Source organism: Roseospirillum parvum (assembly GCF_900100455.1).
In the GTDB taxonomy this organism is placed as follows: Bacteria; Pseudomonadota; Alphaproteobacteria; order Rhodospirillales; family Rhodospirillaceae; genus Roseospirillum; species Roseospirillum parvum.
Genome location: NZ_FNCV01000007.1, coordinates 99,458 through 120,460 on the forward strand (window position 1 = coordinate 99,458; position 21,003 = coordinate 120,460).

Genomic DNA, 21,003 nt, shown 5'->3' on the forward strand with positions numbered 1-21,003 from the left:
CCATTCCGGACGGCAAAAACGGCCGGCGTGGTGTGCGCCCTGGAATCAGTCACAGGGCAGCAGGACAAGCGGTGCGCCGGGTCCGTTCTGGACCGACCTTGTCATTTTTCCGACGCACTGGCCATCAACAACGAAAGGGCTTCCCATGAAACCTTTGGGCGACGTTGAAAAAATCTCCGGCATTGCTTTCGGCTTCATGGCCTCGAAGGCGCTGTTCTCGGCCCTGCACCTGGGCGTCTTCGACCGCCTGGCCGAGCAGCCGCGCACCCTGGAGGAGTTGGCCAACCTGACCGAGGCCGACGCGCCGCAGCTTGAAACCCTGCTCACCGGGCTGGTCGCCATCGATCTTCTGGAAAAGGAAGACGACACCTACCTGAACGCCTCCGAGTCAGACACCTATCTGGTGCGCGGCAAGCCCAACTATTACGGCGACTACCTGTGCTATCAGATCGACCGCCAGATGTACCCGTTCATGGAGCATCTGGTCGACGCGCTGAAAGGCCAGACCGAGCGCATCAAGTACGAGGACTACGAGACCTGGATGGCCGACCCGGAGCAGGCCCGCCTGTTCAGCGAAAGCCAGCATCATGGCTCGCTGGGTCCGGGGGCGGTGGTCGCCAAGCGCATCGACCTCTCGCAGGCCAAGACCCTGCTGGACGTGGGCGGCGGCACCGGGGCCTTCTCGATGATGATGGCCAAGCGCTATCCCGAGCTGACCTGCACCGTGCTCGACTTCCCCAACGTCATCAAGCTGGGCGAGAAGCTGGTTGCCGAGGCCGACCTTGCCAAGCGCATCGGCTTCATCGGCGGCAACGCGCTGAAGACCGAGTGGCCGGGCCAGCAGGACGCCATCCTGATGTCGTACCTGATGAGCGGCGTGCCCGGCGATTCCATCCCCGGCCTGCTCGACACGGCGTTCGACCGCATGGCCCCGGGTGGCACCATCATCCTGCACGACTTCATGGTCGAGGATGATCGGGCCGGTCCGCCGCTGGCCGCCATGTGGGCCTTGCAGCACATGGTGTTCACGCCGCGCGCCGCCTCGCTGACCCCGGGCTTCCTGGCCGACCTGTTGGAGAAGAGCGGCTTCACCAGCATCCGCACCATGAGCCTGATCCCCGGCATGACCAAGGTGGTCCATGCCCGCAAGCCGAGGGCTCAATGAGCACGGACACCCTGCCCACCCGGGCCGATTTCCGCTTCTTCTGGCAGACCCGGGTGCGTTACAGCGAGATCGACGGGCAGAAGGTGGTCTTCAACGCCCACTATCTGACCTACTTCGACTGCGCCATCACCGAGTTCATGCGCCACCTGCCCTATGACTACATCGGGCAGGTGGACCGCACGGGCGAGGACTTCCACACCGTGCGCAGCGTGGTCGAGTACAAGGCCCCGGCCCGCTTCGACGATGTGCTCGACATCGGGGTGCGCATCGGCCGCCTGGGGCGCAGCAGCCTGACCTTCGCCCAGGCCATCTTCCTGGCCGACAGCGACCGCCTGCTGACCACCGGCGAGGTGGTCTGGGTCAACACCGACCAGACCACCGGCCGGCCCGTTTCCGTGCCGGCGGAGCTGGTCGAACGGCTGACGGAACGCGGCGAAGTCTGAGGGTCGGCAAAGGGGCGCCGCCCCTTTGAACCCCGCTGGGGAGGCCGGGGGCCTCCCCAGACCCCACCCTGAATCAAAACCCCACCGAGGGGGCTTGCCCCCCTCGGTGGGGTTTTAAGTCATGGCGGGGGTCCGGGGGGGCCCCCGGTCCCCCCGGCGGGGGTCAAGGGGGCAGCGCCCCCTTGCTCACCCCAGGCTGGCCGCGAAGCGCTGGATGCGGCTCATGGCCTCTTTCAGGGTCTCGGTGGCGGTGGCGTAGGAAACCCGGAAGTACGGCGCCAGACCGAAGGCGCTGCCCGGCACGGCGGCCACCCCTTCGGCCTCCAGCAGTTCGGCCACGAAGGTGGTGTCGCTGTCGATGACCTTGCCAGCCGGGGTCTTCCTGCCGATTGCCCCGGCACACGACGGATAGACGTAGAACGCCCCCTCCGGCTTGTGGCAGGACAGCCCGGGGGCGGCATTCAGCATCTCCACCGCCATGTCGCGGCGCTGGACGAAGGTGGCGTTGCGCTCGGCCAGGAAATCCATCGGCCCGTTCAGCGCCGCCACCGCGGCAGCCTGGCTGATCGAGCAGGCATGGGTGGTGGACTGGCTCTGCACCTTGTTCATGGCCTTGATGACGTCAACCGGCCCGGCCGCCCAGCCGAGCCGCCAACCGGTCATCGCCCAGGCCTTGGAGACACCATTCAAGGTCAGGGTGCGCTCGAACAGCGACGGGGTCACCTGGGCGATGGTGGCGAAGGTGAAGCCGTCGTAGACCAGATGCTCGTACATGTCGTCGCTCATCACCCAGACGTGGGGATGACGCTCCAGCACGGCGCCCAGCGCCGCCAGCTCGTCGGCCGAATAGGCGGCCCCGGTCGGGTTGTTGGGCGAGTTGAGGACGACCCACTTGGTCTTCGCCGTGATCGCCTTGTCCAGTTCCTCGGGGCTGATCTTGAAGCCGGCTTCCTGGCCGGCGGCGATGACCACCGGCGTGCCCCCGGCGAGCAGGGTGATGTCCGGATAGCTGACCCAGTAGGGGGCCGGAATGACCACCTCGTCGCCCGGGTTCAAGGTGGCCATCATCAGGTTGTAGATGGTCTGCTTGCCGCCGCAGCCGACGCTGATCATGTCCGGCGTGTACTGCAGGCCGTTGTCGCGGCGGTGCTTGTCGCAGATCGCCTGGCGCAGCTCCGGGGTGCCGGCGACCGGGGTGTACTTGGTCTTGCCGGCGGCGATGGCCTGCCGGGCGGCTTCCTTGACGTGCTCCGGGGTGTCGAAGTCGGGCTCGCCGGCGCCCAGGCCGATCACGTCGCGGCCGGCGGCGCGCAGCTCGGCGGCCTTGGTGGTGACCGCGATGGTCGGCGAGGGCTGGATGGCGGAGAGACGCTCGGCGATGATCGACATGGAAAAGCCTTCCCGAATGGACGCCAGTTGAAGGGATGCGGGGACTCCCCGCCGTCCGGGGAGTCGCCAGACCCTACCCGCAGCCGGGCCGGCCGACAAGCATCACCGGAGGGCGCCGGGCGCGCCTATTGATGATGCGCCAGTTCCAGGCGGCCGAGCTGGGCGGCGTGCATCTCGTCCGGCCCATCGGCCAGCCGCAGGGCGCGGGCCCAGGCGTAGGCGCGGGCCAGCGGGGTATCCTCGCACAGGCCCAGGCTGCCATGGATCTGGATCGCCCGGTCGATCACCCGGCAGGCCATGGCGGGCACCGCCAGCTTGGCCATGGCGATTTCGCGGCGCGCCTCGGTGGCGCCCTGGGTGTCCAGGGTCCAGGCGGCGCGCAGGGTGAGCAGGCGGGCCTGATCGATCTCAACCCGGCTGTCGGCGAGGCGCTCCAGCACCCCACCCTGGTCGGCCAACGGCTTGCCCAGAACGGCCCGCGCGCGGGCCCGCCGGCAGGCCAGGGCGAGGGCCTGCTCGGCCATGCCGATCAGATGCATGCACTGGTGCACACGGACCGGGGCCAGACGCTCGCGAACGATCCCGAAGCCCTCGCCCGGCGCCCCGACCAGATGATCGGCCGGCACCCGCACATTCTCGAAGTGGACCTCCATGTGGCCCTGCGGGGCGTGGTCGAAGCCGAACACCGGCAGGGCACGCCGGACGCTGACGCCAGGAGCATCCATGGGCACCAACAGGATGGCGTGCTGTCGGCGCGGCGGCGCCGCCGGATCGATCCGGCCCATCACCAGCAGCACCCGGCAACGCGGATCGCCGGCCCCGGTCACCCACCACTTGCGGGCGTTGAGGATGAGGTGATCGCCCAGCCGCTCGATCCGCCCCTCGATGTTGGTGGCGTCCGACGAGGCCACCGCCGGTTCGGTCAGCGCCAATCCGGAGCGGATCTCGCCAGCCAGCAGGGGCGTGAGCCAGCGCACCTTCTGCTCCGCCGAGCCGTGGCAACGCAGCAACTCCATGTTGCCCACATCCGGGGCGGCGCAATTGAAGACCTCCGGGGCCAGCGGCGAACGGCCCATGATCTCGGCCAACGGGGCGAATTCCAGATGGGTCAGGCCGGGGGCCTGGGCATCGTACACCCCGGGCTCGGTCAGCCACAGGTTCCACAGGCCCTCGGCCCGGGCGCGCCTTTTCAGCTCCTCGATCTGGGGCGGCGGCGCGGCCCAGCGGTCGGGCCGCGACTCCAGCCACCGCGCCACCTCGTCCTCGGCCGGATGGACATGGGCCTCCATGAAGGCGCCGAGGCGTCGGCGCAGGTCGCTCACCCTGGGCGACGGGGCAAAATCCATCGGCCGGCGGTCCTCCCCCTTGCGATGCCCCCCACCGGTCAGTCGGCGGGCGGGACAGGTCGCTGTGCGTCACCGGCATCACAGCGGATCGCGGTCAAGCGCGTCAACCCTCGGCCTCCGGGCCGAGCTGATGGAACCCCGACCCGGCGCCTGGAGAACGACATCGCCCAGAACCTGCCGGGCCCAGAACCTGCCGGCGGCAACGGCGATCCGGTCACCGCCGGGCGGCGGGACCGGGCGCGGCGGTGGGATCTTTCGGGCAGGTCCGGGAGAGTGGACGCGTCTGTCCCCGGGCAATGGTCACAGTCCAGGCGCACAGTCCAGGCGCGCAGTCCGGGCGCACGGGGATGGGAGGCCAATGTTGCGTGACCAGGCCCCATCCCTGGGCTCTCAGTCCTCTCCCGTTCCCTGCGGCCCCGGGCTCCAATCCACCTCGTAACGGCTGGCGGCGTCGGAGGGGTTGTCCAGCGCGATGCGGTACTGGGCGGTGGCGCCCGGCTCCAGGCTGTCGGTCGGCGGCTGGGTCAGCACGTCCTGCAGGATGCGGTCCTGCTTGTCGAACATCATCAGGCGGATGAACGGCACCTCGCGCGGCACTTCCGAGAGGTTGACGATGGTCCCCGTCACCACCAGCTGCTTGCCGTTGTCCAGCGGCAGGAACTCGTGCCGCGAGCCCTGGAAGCTGAGCCCGGCGCCCAGCACCTCGACCGGGATGCCGAGCCGGGTGTAGACCGCCTCGGTGGCCGGCCAGGTCTCGACCACGGTGGTGCGCAGGAAGTAGCCGCCCGCCGCCCCGCCGCCGCCGACCAGCAGCACGGTCAGCAGCAGCCACAGCCACCAGCGCGACTTCTTCTTCTCCGCGAAGGGCGAGGGACGGTCGCCGCCGAGGATGTTGCGCAGGGCCTCGTCATCGTCATCGCCGAGGGCCTCGAAGTCGGTCATCTCGTCGTCGCCCTCGTCGCGGCTCTGGCCGGCGGCCAACATTGCCGAGAGGGCTTCAAGGTCGGTCGGTTCGTCGTCTTCCGACTGCAACGGCACGTCGGGCCGGGGCGGGGCGGCCTCGGCGGCGGCCCAGTCGGCCGGCGGCGCCTCGACCGGCGACGACGGGGGCGGCGCCGGGGGCTGGCGCGGCGGCGAGTCGGTCTCGGTGGTTGGGGGCTGGTGCCAGCGGTGGCCGCAACGGGCGCATTTCAGGGAGCGGCCCGCCGCTCCGAGGGCGTGATCGGGCAGCGAGAAACGGGCCTGACAGTTCGGGCACTGGATGATCATGGCACCCCGTCGCGTGGTCCCCGCGCGCCCCCCGGCGCGGTCGGGCCCGGTGGGCTCCGCCAGTGCGCCGTGGACCTGGCATCCACGCCGTCTCTTGACCGCCGAAGAGATGTCCACTTCGGCCTGGAACGTTCCTGTCGTGGGGGGGCATGGGCACCTTCGGGCGCCCAGGTCATCCCACCCCGGCAACTATGGGCTGGCATGTCTTACCAGAGCCTTTATAGGAGGCTGTGATGGCCGACACAACCGCGACACCTTGTCCCCACCCTGTCCCCACCTTGCCCCGGCCCGCCGGCCAGGCGGGGGTCGCCCGGGTGGACGGCGGGCGGGCGCCCATGTAAACCTGCCTGACCAGGGGCCGGTCCTGCCGGCCCAGCCGCCCACCGATATCAAGAGCTGCCGCGCCGTGCGCCCCGACCCCCGCTGGGGAAACCCCGCCACCCGCTCCGCCGCCGAGGCTTCCACCGTTCCCCCTGTCGGGGCCGGCGGCGAGGCCGTGGTGGCCATGGAGGGGGTTGGCCTGCGCTATGGCAACGGCCCGGAAATCCTCCAGGACGTTTCGTTCACCCTGCCCGGGCGCTCGTTCCACTTCCTGACCGGACCGTCCGGGGCCGGCAAGTCCTCGCTGCTTTCGCTGATGTATCTGGCCCGCACCCCGTCGCGCGGCCGGTTGTCCATGTTCGGGCGCGATCTGGCCCTGGTGCCGCGCCAGACCTACCCGGCCCTGAGGCGCAGCATCGGCGTGGTGTTCCAGGACTTCCGCCTGCTCGATCACCTGTCGGCGCTCGACAACGTGGCCCTGCCGCTGCGCGTCGCCGGGGTGGGCGAGGGCGAGATCCGCCGCCACGTGCCCGAACTTCTGGCCTGGGTCGGTCTGGCCGACCATCTGGACGCCAGACCCTCGGTGCTCTCCGGCGGGCAGAAGCAGCGGGTCGCCATCGCCCGGGCGGTGATCAACCGGCCGCAACTGCTGCTCGCCGACGAGCCGACCGGCAACGTCGATGACCGCATCGCCGTGCGCCTGTTGCATCTGTTTGCCGAACTGAACAAGCTGGGCACCACGGTGGTCATCGCCACCCACAACGAATCGGTGGTGCGCACCTTCCGCTTTCCCCGCCTGCACCTGGAACAGGGCCGACTGACCCGCCTGCCGCCGCTGGCCGATGCCGGACCGGCCGGTGGTGTCCCGCCGGGCGGGGCCGGTCCTGTTCCCCAAATGGCTCCGCAGGGTGGCGCCAATACGTCTCCCGACACGGCGCCGCGCAGCGGCGCCAATGTTTCTCCCGATGCGGCGCCGCGCAGCGGCGCCAATGCTTCTCCCGATGCGGCGCCGCGCGGCGGCGCCAATGCCTCTCCCGATGCGGCGCCGCGTAGCGGCGCCGCTTGGCGCCGTGCCCTGCGCCGCGACCCCACCTGACCGGATCGGCCCAGATCGGCCAAGATCGGCCCAGTTTGGCAAGAACATCACCCCAGTTTGGCAAGAACATCACCAAGGAAACCCGGCCCCGATGCTGTTCTCGCTGCGCACCGACCTGATGATCGCCCGCGACGCCGGCAGCCGCTTCCTGCCCTGGCTGGTCGCGGTGATGGTCTTCATGGCGGCGCTCGGGCTGTCCGCCTCGCTGGGCCTGAAGGCGCTGATCGACGGCTGGCGGGCCGAGGCGGCGGGCACCCTGACGGTCCAGGTGATGCCGGTCATCGGGGCCGACGAGGCGGCCCGCACCGCCACCGAGGTGCGCCTCGGCGAGATCCTGAAGGCCCTGGAGGCCACCCCCGGGGTGGTCCGCGCCGAGGTGCTGTCGGAAAGTGAACTGGCCCGGCTGGTCGCCCCCTGGCTGGGCAACGATCCGCTGGTCCGCGACCTGCCCCTGCCGCGGCTGATCGACGTCAGGCTCGACGACGGGACGGAACTGGACGTGGAGGCCCTGACCGGCCGCCTGCGCGCCCTCACCCCCGATGTCACGGTCGATGCCCACCAGTTGTGGCTGTCCCGCCTGACCGGGCTGGCCCAGGGCCTGCGCCTGCTGGCCCTGGCGGTGATGGCCCTGGTGGTGACCGCCACCGCCGCCACCGTGGTCCATGCCACCCATGCCAGCCTCTCGGTGCACCGCGAGCAGATCGCCGTGTTGCATCAGGTGGGGGCGCACGATGGCTACATCGCCGGCCAGTACGCCGGGCGCTGGCTGCGCCTGGGGCTGTTTGGCGGGGTGGTCGGGCTGGCCCTGGCGGCGCCCGCCCTGATCGTCCTCGGCTGGCTGGCCGGGCGACTGGAAGGGGCGCTGATCCCCGAGCTTCACCTCGGCGTGGCCGACCTGTGGCCGGTCCTGGCGTTGCCCCTGGCCAGCGGCGTGCTGGCCATGCTGACGGCCCGCCTGACCGTGCTGCGGGTGCTCACCCGCCTGCCCTGACGAGGTTGCCCGTGCCCCACCCTTCGCCCTTGGCCGCGCCTCCCCCGCGTCGCCCGACCGGCCCCTTGGTGGCGCTGGTCAAGGCCGGGCTGGCCGCCGCCCTGGTCATCGCCGGGGCGTGGCTGGCCGGGCTGTTCGCCTTCGTCGCCGCGCTGCCCGGCGAGGACACCTGGCACCACCGCGCGCCGCCGCCGGGCAGCGCCATCGTGGTGCTGACCGGGGGCAGCGAGCGGTTGACCGCCGGGGTCGACCTGCTGGCCGAGGATGGCCAGCGCGTGCTTTTCATCTCCGGCGTCAACCGGGCGGTCGATGCCGCCACCCTGGCCCACCAGCTTGGCCCGGCGGCCGAGGCGGCGCTGGCCGAGGGGCGCCTGGAGATCGGCCACGCCGCCCGCAACACCCCGGGCAACGCCGCCGAGGTGGCGGCCTGGGCCAGCCGGCGCGGCATCGACGGCCTGATCCTGGTCACCGCCGCCTATCACATGCCGCGCAGCCTGTTCGAGTTGCGCCGCGCCCTGCCCGGGGTGCGCATCGTGCCGCACCCGGTGTTTCCCGCCTCGGTGCGCCAGGGCGACTGGTGGCGCTGGCCGGGAACCTCGTTGCTTCTGGCCGGCGAATACACGAAATATCTGCTGACCCGGGGCCGCCACCTGCTGGGATTGACGGCGCCCCCCATCGCCAACCCGTGAAGATCGCGTCCGATGACCGCCTTGCGCTCCTTCGTCTACCTTGCCGCCCAATGGGCCTGGACCCTGGTCCTGGCCACCCTGTACATCCCCGGCCTGCTGCTGCCGACCCGCTGGTTCCTGCCCTTCATGCGCTTCTGGATGGCCGGCATGCGGCGCATGGCGCGCTACATCCTGGGCATCACCTGGGAGGTTCGGGGGCTGGAGAACGTGCCGCCGGGGCCGGCCATCATCGCCTCGCGCCACCAGTCGGCCTTCGACACCTTCCTGTTCCACGCCCTGCTCGATTTTCCGGTCTACATCTTCAAGAAGGAGCTGGTGTGGATTCCCTTCGTCGGGTTCTACATGCTGCGCGCCGGGATGATCCCGATCGACCGCAAGGGCGGCGCCTCGGCCATGAAGACCATGCTTCGGCACTCGGAAAAGGCGCTCGAACGCGACGCCCAGGTGGTCATCTTCCCGGAGGGCACGCGCACCCCGCCCGGCGAGCGCAAGCCCTACCATCCCGGCGTGGTGGCGCTGGCCGCGCGCTTCCCCGAGGTGCCGGTGATCCCGGTGGCGTTGAACACCGGCCACGTCTGGAAGCGCGAGGCGTGGATCAAGAAGCCGGGCCACGTGGTCATCGAGTTCCTGCCGCCCATGCCGCCGGTCGGCAAGGGGCTGGATCGGCGGGCCTACCTGACCGAGCTTCAGGATCGCATCGAGGCCACCGGGGCCAAGCTCCCCGGTCCCCGCGAGGCCCCTCATGGCTGAGGCGATGTCCGCCGTGTCGCGCCGGGTGTGGGCGGAAAAGTACCGCCTGACCCACCCCGACGGCCGGGCCGAGGCGGACATCGAGGCAACCTGGGAACGCATCGCCGGCGCCCTGGCCGAGGCCGAGTCGCCCCACCGGCGGGCCGACATGGCGCAGCGCTTCAAGGCGGCGCTGGAGGATTTCCGCTTCCTGCCCGGCGGGCGCATCCAGGCCGGGGCGGGGGCCGGCCGGCGGGTCACCCTGTTCAACTGCTTCGTCATGGGAACCATCCCCGATTCCCTGGGCGGCATCTTCGATCATCTGAAAGAGGCCGCCCTGACCATGCAGCAGGGCGGCGGCATCGGCTACGACTTCTCGACCATCCGGCCCCGGGGGGCGGCGGTCGGCGGGGTGGGAGCCGAGGCCTCGGGCCCGGTCTCCTTCATGGAAATGTGGGACGCCATGTGCCGCACGGTGATGAGCGCCGGGGCCCGGCGCGGCGCCATGATGGCCACCCTGCGCATCGACCACCCGGACATCGAGGCCTTCATCGAGGCCAAGCGCGGCGCCGGCCGGCTGACCATGTTCAACCTCTCGGTGCTGGTCCCCGACGCCTTCATGCGGGCCCTGGACGAGGACGCCGACTGGCCGCTGGTCTTCGCCGGTCGGGTGTGGCGCACCCTGCCGGCCCGCGATCTGTGGGCCCGGCTCTGCCGCGCCGCCTACGACAGCGCCGAGCCCGGGGTGATCTTCATCGACCGGGTCAACGCCGCCAACAACCTGTCCTGGGCCGAGACCATCCGGGCCACCAACCCCTGTGGCGAACAGCCCCTGCCGCCCTACGGAGCCTGCCTGCTCGGCTCGGTCAACCTGGCCCGGCTGGTGGTCGACCAGTTCACCCCACAGGCCCACCTCGACCTCGACGCGCTGGCCCGGCTGACCGCCACCGCCGTGCGCATGCTGGACAACGCCATCGACCTGTCGCCCTTCCCGCTGCCCGCCCAGCGGGCCGAGGTCAAGGCCAAGCGGCGCATGGGCCTGGGGGTGACCGGGCTGGCCGATGCGCTGGCCCTGCTCGGGGTGCGCTATGGCAGCCCCCAGGCGGTGCGGCTGACCACCCAGTGGCTGAGCGCCCTGCGCGACGCCGCCTACCGGGCCAGCATCGAGCTGGCCCGCGAGCGCGGGCCCTTCCCGCTGTTCGACCGGGCGCGGTATCTGGCCGCCGGCACGATCCCCCACCTTTCGGCCGACATCCGGGCCGGCATCGCGGCGCACGGCATCCGCAACGCCCTTTTGACCTCGATCGCCCCGACCGGCACCATCTCGCTGGTTGCCGACAACGTGTCGTCGGGCATCGAGCCCATCTTCAGCCTGCGCCAGCGGCGCCGCCTGCTCAATCCCGACGGCACGGCCGACGAGGTGGAGCTGGTCGATCACGCCTACCGCCGCTTCCGCGACATGCATGGCCCCGAGGCGCCGCTGCCGGAGGCCTTCGTCACCGTCGCCGACCTCAAGCCCGAGGACCATCTGGCCATGCAGGCGGCGGCCCAGCAGGTGATCGACAGCGCCATTTCGAAAACCGTCAACGTGCCGGCCGGGATGCCCTTCGAGGCCTTCCGCGACCTCTACCGCGAGGCCTACGGACGCGGCCTCAAGGGCCTGACCGTCTACCGCCCGACGCCGGAACGCGGCCATGTGCTGGCCGATGGCGCGGGGCAGGCCGCCGACTCCGCCGTCGAACCGGCCGACCTCGGCGACGGCTGCACCCCGGCCGGCTGCGGGTAGACGGACCTCCGTCGGCCCCGGACAGACACAGAAAAGGCCGCCCTGGCGGGCGGCCTTCCGCAAACGCCCTCCCCGCCGCTCCGTTGCCGGGCGGTTCGGGGGGGCTGGGTCCCGAGCCTCGTCAGATCAGCGAGATCTGCTCGGCCATCGGGCCCTTCTTGCCCATGCGGGTAGCCAGACGCACCCGCTGGCCGGGCTCCAGGTTCTGGATGCCGGAGCGTTGCAGGGCATTGCGCCCGACAAAGACGTCCTTGCCGCCCAGATCCGGGACCACGAAGCCGAAGCCCTTCTCGGCCGAGAAGAACTTCACCTCGCCGTCGACCGTCTCCAGGTCGCCGCCGTCGGGCCGGTAGGCGCCGCCCCCCGGCGGGCCGCCGGCCGGCGCCGTGGCGGTGCTCTCGTCGATGTCGACGATGGCGCTCACCTGAGGGCCGCGCGGCCCGGGCTCGACCCGGCAGACCAGGGTGGTGCCGGGGGCGACATCGCGCACGCCGGCCCGCTCCAGAACCGAAATGTGAAGAAAGGCGTCAGCCGAGCCGTCACTCGGTGCCACGAACCCAAAGCCCTTGGTTCCATTGAACCACTTAACCTGGGCCGACACCCCCGCCCCCGCCCCGGCGGGACCCCGATCAAAATCAGACACGTTCACGAACCCTCAAGAAGAGACAAGATACAAAGACGCTGAATTGTACATCAGCCCGCGCCGCTGAAAAACGGAAATGTGGGCCCGCGCCATGGACCTCGACCTCCGGCCCGGGACGGACCCGCGGCATTGCCGAATAAGCCTCAAGATGGGGTGGGGGTGGGATTACTCGCGCCTTAGATGTAGTATGGGCGAGGGCGCGGGGCTCACCCGGCCGGCAAGACCCGGCGGACCGCCTCGCGCCAGCCGGCCAGCAGCTCGCGGCGGCGGGTGGCCTCCATGCGGGGCTGAAAGGTCCGGGAATCGCGCCACGCCGAGGCCATGTCGGCAAGCCCGTGATACAGCCCCGCCCCCAGTCCGGCGAGCAGGGCGGCGCCCAGCGCCGTGGTCTCGATGCAGGCCGGCCGGCTGACCGGGCGCTCCAGCAGCCCGGCCAGGAAGCCGAGCATCCAGTCATTGGCCGCCATGCCGCCATCGACCCGAAGGCCCGGCGGATCGGGCAGGCCATCGTCGGCCATGGCGGCGAGCAGGTCGGCGGTCTGGAAGGCCACCGATTCGAGCGCCGCCCGGGCCAGATGGGCCCGCCCCGAGGCGCGGCTGAGGCCGAGTATGGCGCCGCGCGCCCCGGGCTCCCACCACGGCGCGCCCAGGCCGGTGAAGGCGGGCACCATGTAGACCCCGCCGTTGTCGGGCAGCTCGGCCGCCAGACGCGCACTTTCCGAGGCCTCGCGCAGCACCCCCAGATCGTCGCGCAGCCACTTGATGGCGGTGCCGGCGTTGAAGATGCTGCCCTCCAGGGCATAGGTCGGGGTGCCCGCCAGCCGGTAGGCCAGGGTGGTCAGCAACCGGTTGCGCGAGCTGAGCGGCGTCGCCCCGGTGTTGCCCAGGATGAAGGCGCCGGTGCCGAAGGTGCATTTCACCATCCCCGGCTCGGTGCACAACTGGCCGATCATCGCCGCGTGCTGGTCGCCGGCCAGCCCGCAGATGGGCAGTGGCCGGCCGAAGAACGTGGCCTCGGTGTCGGCGAAGCGGCCGGCGCAGTCGACCACCCGGGGCAGCACGGCGCGCGGCACCTCGAACAGGGCCAGAAGGTCGTCGTCCCAGTCCTGGGTGTGGATGTTGAACAGCATGGTGCGCGCCGCGTTGGTGGCGTCGGTGGCGTGCAGCGCGCCGCCGGTCAGGCGGAACACAAGGAAGCTTTCCACGGTGCCGAAACACAGCTCGCCCCGGGCCGCCTGCTCGCGCGCCCCGGGCAGGGTGTCGAGCAGCCAGGCCAGCTTGGTGGCCGAGAAGTAGGAATCGACCACCAGTCCGGTGCGCTGGCGGATCATCTCCTCATGCCCCTCGGCGACCAGCCGTTGGCACAGCGGCGCCCCGCGCCGGTCCTGCCAGACGATCGCCCGGTGCAGCGGCCGGCCGCTGGCGCGCTCCCACAGCACGGCGGTCTCGCGCTGGTTGGTGATGCCCACCGCCAGCACCTTGTCCACCGCCACCTGGGCCAGGGCGCGGCGACACACCGCCAGGGTGTCCGACCAGATGTCCTCCGCCTCGTGCTCGACCAGGCCATCGCCCGGATAATGCTGATCGAGCTCCTTCTGGGCGCTGGCGATGGGTTGGCCGAAGCCGTCGAAGATCATCGCCCGGGTGCTGGTGGTCCCCTGGTCGATGGCCAGGATCAGGGCGTCGCGGATCATGGGTCGGCTCCCGGGCGCGAAACAACAGGCCCCCCGACTGTACCCGCGCTGCTTTCAGGGGAAAAGGGCAGGAGCCTTGCCGAGGCGTCGCGACGGGGCCACACTCGGGCCCCATGACCGACTCCCAGTTTCCCCACCCCCAGTTTCCCGACCCGCTTTTTCCCGACTCGCCCGAGGCACCGCCCGGTGGCTGGCCGCTGGACCATCTGCTGGCCCGTCTGGCCGACCTGCCGCCGCTGCCCGAAACCCGCCGCCTGCCGTTGGCCGAGGCAGCCGGGCAGGTGCTGGCCGACCCGCTGATCGCCCCCACCAACCAGCCGCGCTTCGACAACTCGGCCATGGACGGCTTCGCCGCCCGCGCCGCCGACGCCCCCACCGGCCCGCTGCCGGTGGTCCGCCGCATCCTGGCCGGCCAGCCCGCCGGGGCGCCGCTGGAGGCCGGCACGGCGGTGCGCATCATGACCGGGGCGCCGCTGCCAGCCGGCGCCGACGCCGTGGCCATGCAGGAGCACTGCCGGCTCGACGGCGCCCACGTCCACCTGCCGCCGACCCTGAAGGCCGGCGCCAACATCCGCCGCGCCGGCGAGGAATTCACCGCCGGCCAGACCGCCCTGCCAGCCGGGGTGCGCCTCGGCCCGGCCCAGATCGGGCTGGCCGCCGCCCTCGGGGTCGGCCAGTTGACCGTGCGCCGGCCGGTGCGCGTCGCCGTCTTCGCCACCGGCGACGAGCTGGTCGAGCCCGGCCAGCCCTGCCCCGAAGGCGCCATCCCGGAAAGCAACCGCCTGACCCTGGCCACCCTGCTGACCGGCCTGGGCTGCACGGTAAAGGACCTCGGCATCCTGCCCGACCACCGGGAAACCATCACCGCCGCCCTGGCCGAGGCCGCGCCCGAGGTCGACCTGATCGTCACCTCGGGCGGCGTCTCGGTGGGCGAGGCCGACCACGTGCGCCAGGCCCTCACCGGCATCGGTCGCCTCGGCCTGTGGAAACTGGCCATCAAACCCGGCAAGCCGCTGGCCCTGGGCCGCATCGGCCACACCCTGTTCCTCGGCCTGCCCGGCAACCCGGTCTCGGTGATGGTCACCGCCCTGATGATCGGCCGCCCCCTGGTCCTCGCCCTGCAAGGACGCCAGCCCCTGGAACCCCGCCGGCTGACCCTGCCCGCCGCCGCCCCCATCGCCGCCAAAGCCGGCCGCCGAACCTTCCTGCGCGCCCGACTGGACAACCAGAACAGGGTCCACGCCCTGACCAACCAAGGCTCGGCCATGCTCTCCGGCCTGGCCATGGCCGACGGCCTGATCGACCTGCCCGCCGACAGCCCCCCCATCAACACCACAACCCCCCTGACCTTCCTCCCCCTGCCCGACCTGCTCACCTGACCCCCGACAGACGGCGTGTGGCGACCCATGCCAAGGGGGCGCTGCCCCCTTGGAACCCCCGCCGGGGGGACCAGGGGCCCCCCCGGACCCCCGCCGCGACTTAAAGCCGTGAAGAGGGGGGTGTATCCGAGCGCGCTCGGATACACCCCCCTCTTCACGGCTTTGACTCATGGTGGGGTCTGGGGAGGCCTCCCGGCCTCCCCAGCGGGGTTCAAAGGGGCAGCGCCCCTTTGCGTGGGCCGCCACAGGCCGTTTGCCGAGGCTCAGGGGAGCAGTTTGCGCAGGGTGGGGAGGTCGGGTTTGGGGGGGTGGTGTTTGTCCATGGGGATGGTGGGCAGGTGGTGGACTTCCAGGTCGCCCAGGCGTTGGGCGTTGCTGTGCCATGTTTTCAGGTGGTGGGCATCGCCGCTGAGGGCCAGTTTGGGGCGTTGGTCGGGGTCGGCGAGCAGGGCGGCGTTGGTCACGCCGGGCCACAGGCGGGCGGCGGCTTCCACGGCCAGTGGGGCGAGGCCGTCGCGGCTGTCGTCCTTGCGGCCGAGCAGCCACAGGCGGCCCAGCGGGTCGATGCGGCCCATGTCGCCGGTGCGGTGCCAGATGGTGTTGCCCTGGCGCAGTTTGGTTTCGGCGTCGCGGGTCGGGTCGAGGTAGCCCGGATTGACGTGGTTGCCGCAGACCGTGATTTCGCCGTCGATCAGGCGCAGGCGGATGTCGGGCACCGGTCGGCCGACTGGCAGGCCGCCACCGCCGGCGGCGCGGGTCCAGGCGTCCTCGGCCAGGGTTTCGAGGGCCAGGTGGGCGATGGGGTCGGCTTCGGGCGAGCCGTAGACCACGGTCAGGCCGACCCCTGGCGCGCCGGCCAGGAAGCGTCGGGCGATGTCCGGGTAGAGGGGGGCGCCGCAGCTCAGCACGCGGCGCACGCTGTCGGGCAGAGGCTGGCCGGCCAATCGGGCGGTGACGGCTGGCGGCAGCAGCAGGCGGGTGGCGCCGACCATCTGGGCCTGCTGGCGCAGGGCGGTCGGGTCGGCCCGGTGGGGGTGTTTGAGCGGCCAGCCCGGCAGCACGGCGGTGTGGCCGTGGCCCAGGCAGGGCAGCACGAAGGCGGGGAAGGCGACCACGTCCACCTCCTGCCCGTTGCCGGCCAGCAGGGGGGTCAGCGCTCGGTGCTGGGCCATCAGCAGGGCGTGCGAGCGGGCCATCGCCCTGGGAGGGCCGCTGCTGTCGCTGGTGAAGGAGATCACCGCCGGCCGCTTCGCGTCGGTGGCTGGTGGCGGCTCGCGGCGCTGGCGTTCCGGGGCCGGCGACAGCCCCAGGGGAATGGCCCGGGTCTCCGGGAAGGCCAGGGCCAGGACGCGCAGCCAGGGGTCGGCCAGCAGGGCCTTGGGCTGGGTGGTCAAGGCGGCGTGCCGGAGGCCGGCCAGCCCCATGGCCGGCTCGGGGAACACCGCCACGGCGCCCAGGTGCCACAGGGCGGCCAGCCCGGCGTAAAGTTCGGCGCCGGGCTTGAGGGCAACCAGCACGCGGTCGCCGGCCTCGATGCCCTGCCCGGCGAAGGTGCCAGCCAGCCCGGCGGTCAGGCTGGCCAAAGCGCCATAGGAGGTGCGTTGCCCGGCGCCGTCGATCAGGGCCGGCCGCTTGGGGTGACGCTGGGCGGCGCGCAGGAAGGCGTCGGTCAGGTTCATGCCTTGGCTCTCACGCGAGGGGGCTTTCACGGCAGGCGCCCCATCAGGGCATGGACGCGCTCGGCCACCGCCCGGCCGGCACCGGGAACGAAGCCAAGCGTGCTCTTTAGCACCACCACGCCGGCGCGCAAGGGTTTGGGAAAAGTCCGCGTCAGGCCGATCAACTGGCCATTCGGCTGGCGGGTGATCGGGATGACGCGCGGGTCGGTCCGGGCGTGCCCTGGGCGGTTGGCGAAAGCCCGGGGATGGCGCGGACTCGGCTGGAAAAACGAGGCGCTGGCAAGGCTCGCGGAATCATCGGGGGAGCCCGGTGAGGCGCGCCACGGGGGCGTTTCCGTCCCGGCTTTCCAGGGTCTGCTCCGGCACCCCACCGGCGCGGCCGGGGGCGGCTCGGGCCGACAGATGGCTTTCGACGACGGCGACTCCGGGCGCAAGGTCGCTCGCCAGCAAGGTAGGTCGCCAGCAAGGCAGGTCGCCATTTGGTGGCTGGTGGCGCTTGTGCCACGATCGTCTCCCGGAACGCCCTGATCGCCTGACACATCCGCTGCCGGCCCCGGCATGCGCCCCCCTCCGGGACGTGGACGCCCGCAGCCACATCGCCGCCCCCCTTGACTCGGCGGGTGCAATCTGGCGACATCCCCCCAGCGGGTAACTTGTATACAAATAACCAAACCCGCGCCCCGAACGGGAGCGCCCCGGCCGCCACGCGCCGGACCACATCCGTGGACCACGACTTAACCCGAGGTCCACAACTGGGAGACACATGCCATGAAGCTTCTGCGCCACGCCCTGGCAGCCCTTGTGCTGCTTTCCACGCCGGCCCTGGCCGAGCAACAGCTTTCGGTCGCCACCGGCGGTACCGGCGGCGTCTACTACCCCTACGGCGGCGGTTTGGCCGAGCTGATCACCAAGTACGTCGACGACGCCAGCGCGGTGGCCGAGGTGACCGGCGCCTCGGTCGAGAACATGGGGCTGGTTTCGCGCCGCGACAGCGACCTCGCCCTGGCCCTGGCCGACACCGTCTATGCCGGGGTGATGGGCATCGGCCGCTTCGAGGACCGCAAGCTCGACAACGTGGTGGCCCTGGGCTCGGTCTATCCCAACGCCGTGCAGATCGTCACCCTGAAGGACAGCGGCATCACCTCGCTGGCCGATCTCAAGGGCAAGCGGGTGTCGGTCGGCGCCCCGGGCAGCGGCACCGAGGTCAGCGCCAAGACCCTGCTTGAGGCCAACGGCATCAGCTACGACGACTTCGAGCCCCAGCGCCTGAACTTCAACGAGACCGCCGACGCCCTGCGCGACGGCGACATCGACGCCGGGTTCTGGAGCGTCGGCCCGCCGACCAGCTCGATCATCAACCTCGCCACCACCCGCGACATCGCCCTGGTGGCGATCAGCGACGACGAGATCGCCAAGGCCAAGCAGGCCGAGCCGGTGTTCGCCGCCTATACCCTGAAGGCCGGCATCTACGAGGGGGTGGCCAACCCGGTCAACACCATCTCCACCCCCAACGTGCTGATCGCAAACGCCGAGATGGACGAGGAACTGGCCTACCGGATCACCAAGGTGCTGTTCGAGCATATCGCCGAGCTGCGCGCCATCCACCCGGCGGCCAACGACACCACCATCGAGTTCTCGCTGGGCGCCACCCCGGTGCCGCTGCACCCCGGCGCCATCCGCTTCTACGAGGAAGCCGGGGCCACCGTGCCCGACCACCTGAAGCCGTGAGGCCACGGCCCCGCCCGGGGCGACGGCTGATCGCCGCCGCCCTGGGTCTGCCACTGGTCGCCTGCGCCGCCGCCCCGCCGCCGAATCGCCTGGAGGCGGTGACTCCTGACGGCCGTCTGGTCGGCGCCGTCACCGTGCCCCGGGGCAGTGGCTGGTGCCTGGACTGGAACCATTCGGTGACCGGCGACCCGGTGGCCGACTGCTACCTGAACGACGGCGGCCGGATGGTCCTGAGCCACGCCTTCCAGCCCGACTTCGCGGCCGGCCTGGGGCACTTCCCCGGGCGCGGCGTGTTCAGGCCGGGCCGCGGCGACGGCTACCTGATCGACGCCATCGACGAGCCGGTGCCCGGCAACGCCTATCGCCTGCGCGTCGGCGCGCCAGCCGTCGACCACCGCATCATCACCGACGACGGCCAGCGCCTGCCCCTGTCGGCCCGGGTGGCCGGCCAGCCGGTGATCCTGCGCCTTGTTCCCGCCCCCTCATCCCAGGACCTTCCATGAGCCAGGCCTCGCCCGACGCCACCGTCGACATCCTGCCCGATCCGCCGCACCATCCGCGCCCGGTGCTGTGGCTCATCTCGACGGTCGCCGTGGCGCTGTCGCTGTTCCAGATGTACGGGGCGGGGATCGAGCCGCTGGGCCTGTTCTACCAGCGCGGCATCCACCTCGCCTTCATCATGGTGCTGGCCTTTCTGGTCTTCCCGCTGCGCCGCCGGCGCGGCTGGCTGAGCTGGCTGGTCGATCTGGCCTTCCTCGGCGGGGCGGTGCTCAGTGGCTTCTATCTGACCTACTATCTGGACGACATCTTCAACCGGGCCGGCTTCTGGACGACCACCGACGTGGTGGTCGGGGCCATTGCCGTGCTCACCCTGCTCGAGGCCAGCCGGCGCGCCATCGGCCTGGGCATGACCCTGATCGGGGTGGCCGCCATTCTCTATGCCCTGGCCGGGCCGCGCGGCGCCCTGCCCTGGCTGGGCGAGCTGCTGCCCGGCATCCTGGCCCACCGGGGCAACGACCTGGACCGCCTGATCGGCCAGCTCTACCTGGGGCAGGAGGGGATCTACGGCCTGCCGCTGGGCGTCGCCGCCACCTACATCTTCGTTTTCGTGCTGTTCGGCGCCTTCCTGGAGGTGACCGGGGCCGGGCGCTTTTTCATCGATCTGGCCTACGCCGCCACCGGCAAGCGCAAGGGCGGACCGGCCAAGGCCGCCGTGCTGGCCTCGGCCGGCATGGGCTCGATCAGCGGCTCGGCGATCGCCAACGTGGTCACCACCGGGGCCTTCACCATTCCCCTGATGAAGCGCCTGGGCTACCGCCGCGCCCAGGCCGGGGGGATCGAGGCCGCCGCCTCGACCGGCGGCCAGATCACCCCGCCGCTGATGGGCGCCGGGGCCTTTCTGATCTCGGAATACACCAACGTGCCGTATCTCGAGATCGTGCTGGTTTCCATCTTCCCGGCCATTCTGTACCTGGGCACGGTCTACCTTTTGGTCCACATCGCCGCCCTCAAGCAGGGCATGAGCGGGCTGCCACCCGAGGAGTTGCCGAGCATCAAGAAGGTGCTGGCCGAGGGCTGGCAGTTCCTGGTCCCGCTGGGGGTGCTGGTCTACCTGCTGGTGATGAACCTGTCGCCCATGCGGGTCGGCTTCTGGGCCATCCTCTCGGTGGCCGGGGTGGCGCTGGCCCGCTGGCTGCTGTGGCGACTGTTCATCGCCCCGCGCCACCAGAAAACCGCCGACACCCCCGACCTCCCCGACTGGAGCACCGCCCTGCTGGCCGGCGGGCGACTGGTGCTGAAGGCGCTCGAGGTCGGGGCGCGCAACGCCATCGCGGTGAGCGTGGCCTGCGCGGTGGCCGGCATCATCGTCGGCGTGGTCGGGCTGACCGGGCTGGGGCTGAAGTTCTCCTCGATGATGATCGCCTTCTCCGGCGGCAACATCGTGCTGGCCCTGATCCTGGTTCTGCTGGCCAGTCTGGTGCTCGGCATGGGGCTGCCGGTGACCGCCTCCTACATCGTGCTGGTGGTGCTGGTCGGCCCCACCCTGCACGCCGACTTCGGCATCCCGCTCTTGATCGCCCATCTGGTGGTCTTCTGGTACTCGCAGGACAGCAACGTCACCCCGCCCATTGCCCTGGCCGGCTTCGCCGGTGCCGCCATCGCCGGGGCCAGCCCCATGAAGACCAGCATCGAGGCCTGGAAGTTCGCCAAGGGGCTGTACCTGATCCCGCTGTTCATGGTCTTCAACCCGGTCATCATCACCGGCGGGCCGCTGCCCCTGGTGCTATGGACCGGAGCCATCGCGATCCTCGCCCTGGTCGCCTTCGCGGCGACGCTGGAAGGCCACCTGTTCACCCGCATGGACCCGCTGTCGCGGCTGCTGGTGATTCCCGGGGTGATCGCCCTGTTCCAGCCCGACATCACCATCGAGGCGATCGGCGCCGCCGGGCTGCTCGCCGTGCTGGGGCTGAACGCCCTGCTGGCGCGGCGGGAGGCGACCGGGCGGGTGCCGGACAAGACCCGCCCGGCGGGTCGGTGAGAGGTGGGGCGCCGCCAGAACCCTCGGAATTAGAAAATCACAGCACATCAAAGAGAAAATCGAAAAATTGCATTCATAATATTAGATACTCACAAAACATAAAATAAGAAATTGCTC

16 protein-coding genes and 1 pseudogene are annotated in these 21,003 nt (G+C 71.0%); 11 read left to right on the forward strand and 6 right to left on the reverse strand.

Annotated elements, in window-relative coordinates; genetic code table 11:
- Window positions 1-145 precede the first annotated feature (145 nt).
- Both BLR95_RS11310 and BLR95_RS11315 read left to right on the forward strand, forming a co-directional pair.
- Entirely contained in the window at window positions 146-1,165 is a 1,020-nt protein-coding gene (locus tag BLR95_RS11310; protein WP_092619977.1) for a methyltransferase, read from the forward strand.
- Entirely contained in the window at window positions 1,162-1,608 is a 447-nt protein-coding gene (locus BLR95_RS11315) for an acyl-CoA thioesterase (protein WP_092619980.1), read from the forward strand. Before BLR95_RS11310 ends, BLR95_RS11315 begins: the two co-directional genes overlap by 4 nt.
- Window positions 1,609-1,794: 186 nt before the next feature.
- Here BLR95_RS11315 and BLR95_RS11320 read toward each other — a convergent pair whose 3' ends face one another.
- From BLR95_RS11320 to BLR95_RS11330, 3 genes are all read right to left on the reverse strand, one after another.
- A complete protein-coding gene (locus tag BLR95_RS11320; protein WP_092619983.1) occupies window positions 1,795-2,997 on the reverse strand; it encodes a pyridoxal phosphate-dependent aminotransferase in 1,203 nt (400 codons plus the stop codon).
- 125 nt (window positions 2,998-3,122) lie between these two features.
- Complete coding sequence (locus tag BLR95_RS11325) at window positions 3,123-4,343, reverse strand: acyl-CoA dehydrogenase family protein (protein ID WP_092619986.1); 1,221 nt, start codon at window positions 4,341-4,343, stop codon at window positions 3,123-3,125.
- 390 nt (window positions 4,344-4,733) lie between these two features.
- Window positions 4,734-5,612 (reverse strand): DUF3426 domain-containing protein, encoded by an 879-nt coding sequence (locus BLR95_RS11330; protein ID WP_092619989.1) that lies wholly within the window; start codon window positions 5,610-5,612, stop codon window positions 4,734-4,736.
- A 505-nt stretch (window positions 5,613-6,117) separates the two neighbouring features.
- On the opposite strand from BLR95_RS11330, the pseudogene BLR95_RS11335 reads away from it, so the two are divergent.
- The 5 genes and pseudogenes from BLR95_RS11335 to BLR95_RS11355 all read left to right on the forward strand — a co-directional run.
- Window positions 6,118-6,777 (forward strand): annotated as a pseudogene (locus tag BLR95_RS11335) (cell division ATP-binding protein FtsE); the annotation flags it as partial.
- A gap of 343 nt (window positions 6,778-7,120) precedes the next feature.
- On the forward strand, window positions 7,121-8,020 hold the full coding sequence (locus tag BLR95_RS11340; RefSeq protein WP_176787801.1) for a cell division protein FtsX: 900 nt from the start codon (window positions 7,121-7,123) through the stop codon (window positions 8,018-8,020).
- Between the two features lie 68 nt (window positions 8,021-8,088).
- Complete coding sequence (locus BLR95_RS11345; RefSeq protein WP_245689473.1) at window positions 8,089-8,709, forward strand: YdcF family protein; 621 nt, start codon at window positions 8,089-8,091, stop codon at window positions 8,707-8,709.
- Window positions 8,710-8,721: 12 nt separating this feature from the next.
- Entirely contained in the window at window positions 8,722-9,459 is a 738-nt protein-coding gene (locus BLR95_RS11350) for a lysophospholipid acyltransferase family protein (protein ID WP_092619998.1), read from the forward strand.
- Window positions 9,452-11,224 carry an adenosylcobalamin-dependent ribonucleoside-diphosphate reductase gene (locus BLR95_RS11355; RefSeq protein WP_092620001.1) on the forward strand — a complete coding sequence of 591 codons (1,773 nt, stop codon included), beginning with the start codon at window positions 9,452-9,454 and terminating at the stop codon, window positions 11,222-11,224. Before BLR95_RS11350 ends, BLR95_RS11355 begins: the two co-directional genes overlap by 8 nt.
- A 121-nt stretch (window positions 11,225-11,345) precedes the next feature.
- Here the strand turns inward: BLR95_RS11355 and BLR95_RS11360 are convergent, their stop codons facing one another.
- Together BLR95_RS11360 and glpK are read right to left on the reverse strand one after the other, a co-directional pair.
- Complete coding sequence (locus BLR95_RS11360) at window positions 11,346-11,873, reverse strand: cold-shock protein (protein WP_342719920.1); 528 nt, start codon at window positions 11,871-11,873, stop codon at window positions 11,346-11,348.
- A 200-nt stretch (window positions 11,874-12,073) separates the two neighbouring features.
- Window positions 12,074-13,561 carry a glycerol kinase GlpK gene (glpK, locus tag BLR95_RS11365; RefSeq protein ID WP_092620004.1) on the reverse strand — a complete coding sequence of 496 codons (1,488 nt, stop codon included), beginning with the start codon at window positions 13,559-13,561 and terminating at the stop codon, window positions 12,074-12,076.
- Between the two features lie 113 nt (window positions 13,562-13,674).
- Between glpK and BLR95_RS11370 the strand changes: the two genes are divergently transcribed.
- Window positions 13,675-14,940, forward strand: a complete 1,266-nt coding sequence (locus tag BLR95_RS11370; protein ID WP_092620008.1) for a molybdopterin molybdotransferase MoeA — start codon at window positions 13,675-13,677, stop codon at window positions 14,938-14,940.
- Between the two features lie 263 nt (window positions 14,941-15,203).
- On the opposite strand, the gene BLR95_RS11375 is transcribed toward BLR95_RS11370, so the two are convergent.
- Window positions 15,204-16,619 carry an AMP-binding protein gene (locus tag BLR95_RS11375; protein WP_092620011.1) on the reverse strand — a complete coding sequence of 472 codons (1,416 nt, stop codon included), beginning with the start codon at window positions 16,617-16,619 and terminating at the stop codon, window positions 15,204-15,206.
- Window positions 16,620-17,387: 768 nt separating this feature from the next.
- Between BLR95_RS11375 and BLR95_RS11380 the strand changes: the two genes are divergently transcribed.
- The 3 genes from BLR95_RS11380 to BLR95_RS11390 are packed head-to-tail and all read left to right on the forward strand — an operon-like array spanning window position 17,388 to window position 20,886.
- Window positions 17,388-18,347: a TAXI family TRAP transporter solute-binding subunit gene (locus BLR95_RS11380; protein ID WP_092620014.1), complete on the forward strand. Its 960-nt coding sequence runs from the start codon at window positions 17,388-17,390 to the stop codon at window positions 18,345-18,347.
- The gene (locus tag BLR95_RS11385; RefSeq protein ID WP_245689475.1) at window positions 18,344-18,850 is read left to right on the forward strand and encodes a DUF1850 domain-containing protein; all 507 of its coding nucleotides are present in this window, start codon (window positions 18,344-18,346) and stop codon (window positions 18,848-18,850) included. Before BLR95_RS11380 ends, BLR95_RS11385 begins: the two co-directional genes overlap by 4 nt.
- A complete protein-coding gene (locus tag BLR95_RS11390) occupies window positions 18,847-20,886 on the forward strand; it encodes a TRAP transporter permease (protein ID WP_092620017.1) in 2,040 nt (679 codons plus the stop codon). The genes BLR95_RS11385 and BLR95_RS11390 overlap by 4 nt, the downstream gene beginning before the upstream one ends.
- Window positions 20,887-21,003 lie beyond the last annotated feature (117 nt).

What these genes read in the sequence shown, in the direction of transcription:
- glpK (WP_092620004.1), bottom strand. Translation starts at nt 13,561, where the DNA reads ATGATCCGCGACGCCCTGATCCTGGCCATCGACCAGGGGACCACCAGC.
- BLR95_RS11310 (WP_092619977.1), top strand. Translation starts at nt 146, where the DNA reads ATGAAACCTTTGGGCGACGTTGAAAAAATCTCCGGCATTGCTTTCGGC.
- BLR95_RS11325 (WP_092619986.1), bottom strand. Translation starts at nt 4,343, where the DNA reads ATGGATTTTGCCCCGTCGCCCAGGGTGAGCGACCTGCGCCGACGCCTC.
- BLR95_RS11355 (WP_092620001.1), top strand. Translation starts at nt 9,452, where the DNA reads ATGGCTGAGGCGATGTCCGCCGTGTCGCGCCGGGTGTGGGCGGAAAAG.
- BLR95_RS11330 (WP_092619989.1), bottom strand. Translation starts at nt 5,612, where the DNA reads ATGATCATCCAGTGCCCGAACTGTCAGGCCCGTTTCTCGCTGCCCGAT.
- BLR95_RS11320 (WP_092619983.1), bottom strand. Translation starts at nt 2,997, where the DNA reads ATGTCGATCATCGCCGAGCGTCTCTCCGCCATCCAGCCCTCGCCGACC.
- BLR95_RS11390 (WP_092620017.1), top strand. Translation starts at nt 18,847, where the DNA reads ATGAGCCAGGCCTCGCCCGACGCCACCGTCGACATCCTGCCCGATCCG.
- BLR95_RS11370 (WP_092620008.1), top strand. Translation starts at nt 13,675, where the DNA reads ATGACCGACTCCCAGTTTCCCCACCCCCAGTTTCCCGACCCGCTTTTT.
- BLR95_RS11340 (WP_176787801.1), top strand. Translation starts at nt 7,121, where the DNA reads ATGCTGTTCTCGCTGCGCACCGACCTGATGATCGCCCGCGACGCCGGC.
- BLR95_RS11315 (WP_092619980.1), top strand. Translation starts at nt 1,162, where the DNA reads ATGAGCACGGACACCCTGCCCACCCGGGCCGATTTCCGCTTCTTCTGG.
- BLR95_RS11375 (WP_092620011.1), bottom strand. Translation starts at nt 16,619, where the DNA reads ATGAACCTGACCGACGCCTTCCTGCGCGCCGCCCAGCGTCACCCCAAG.
- BLR95_RS11380 (WP_092620014.1), top strand. Translation starts at nt 17,388, where the DNA reads ATGAAGCTTCTGCGCCACGCCCTGGCAGCCCTTGTGCTGCTTTCCACG.
- BLR95_RS11350 (WP_092619998.1), top strand. Translation starts at nt 8,722, where the DNA reads ATGACCGCCTTGCGCTCCTTCGTCTACCTTGCCGCCCAATGGGCCTGG.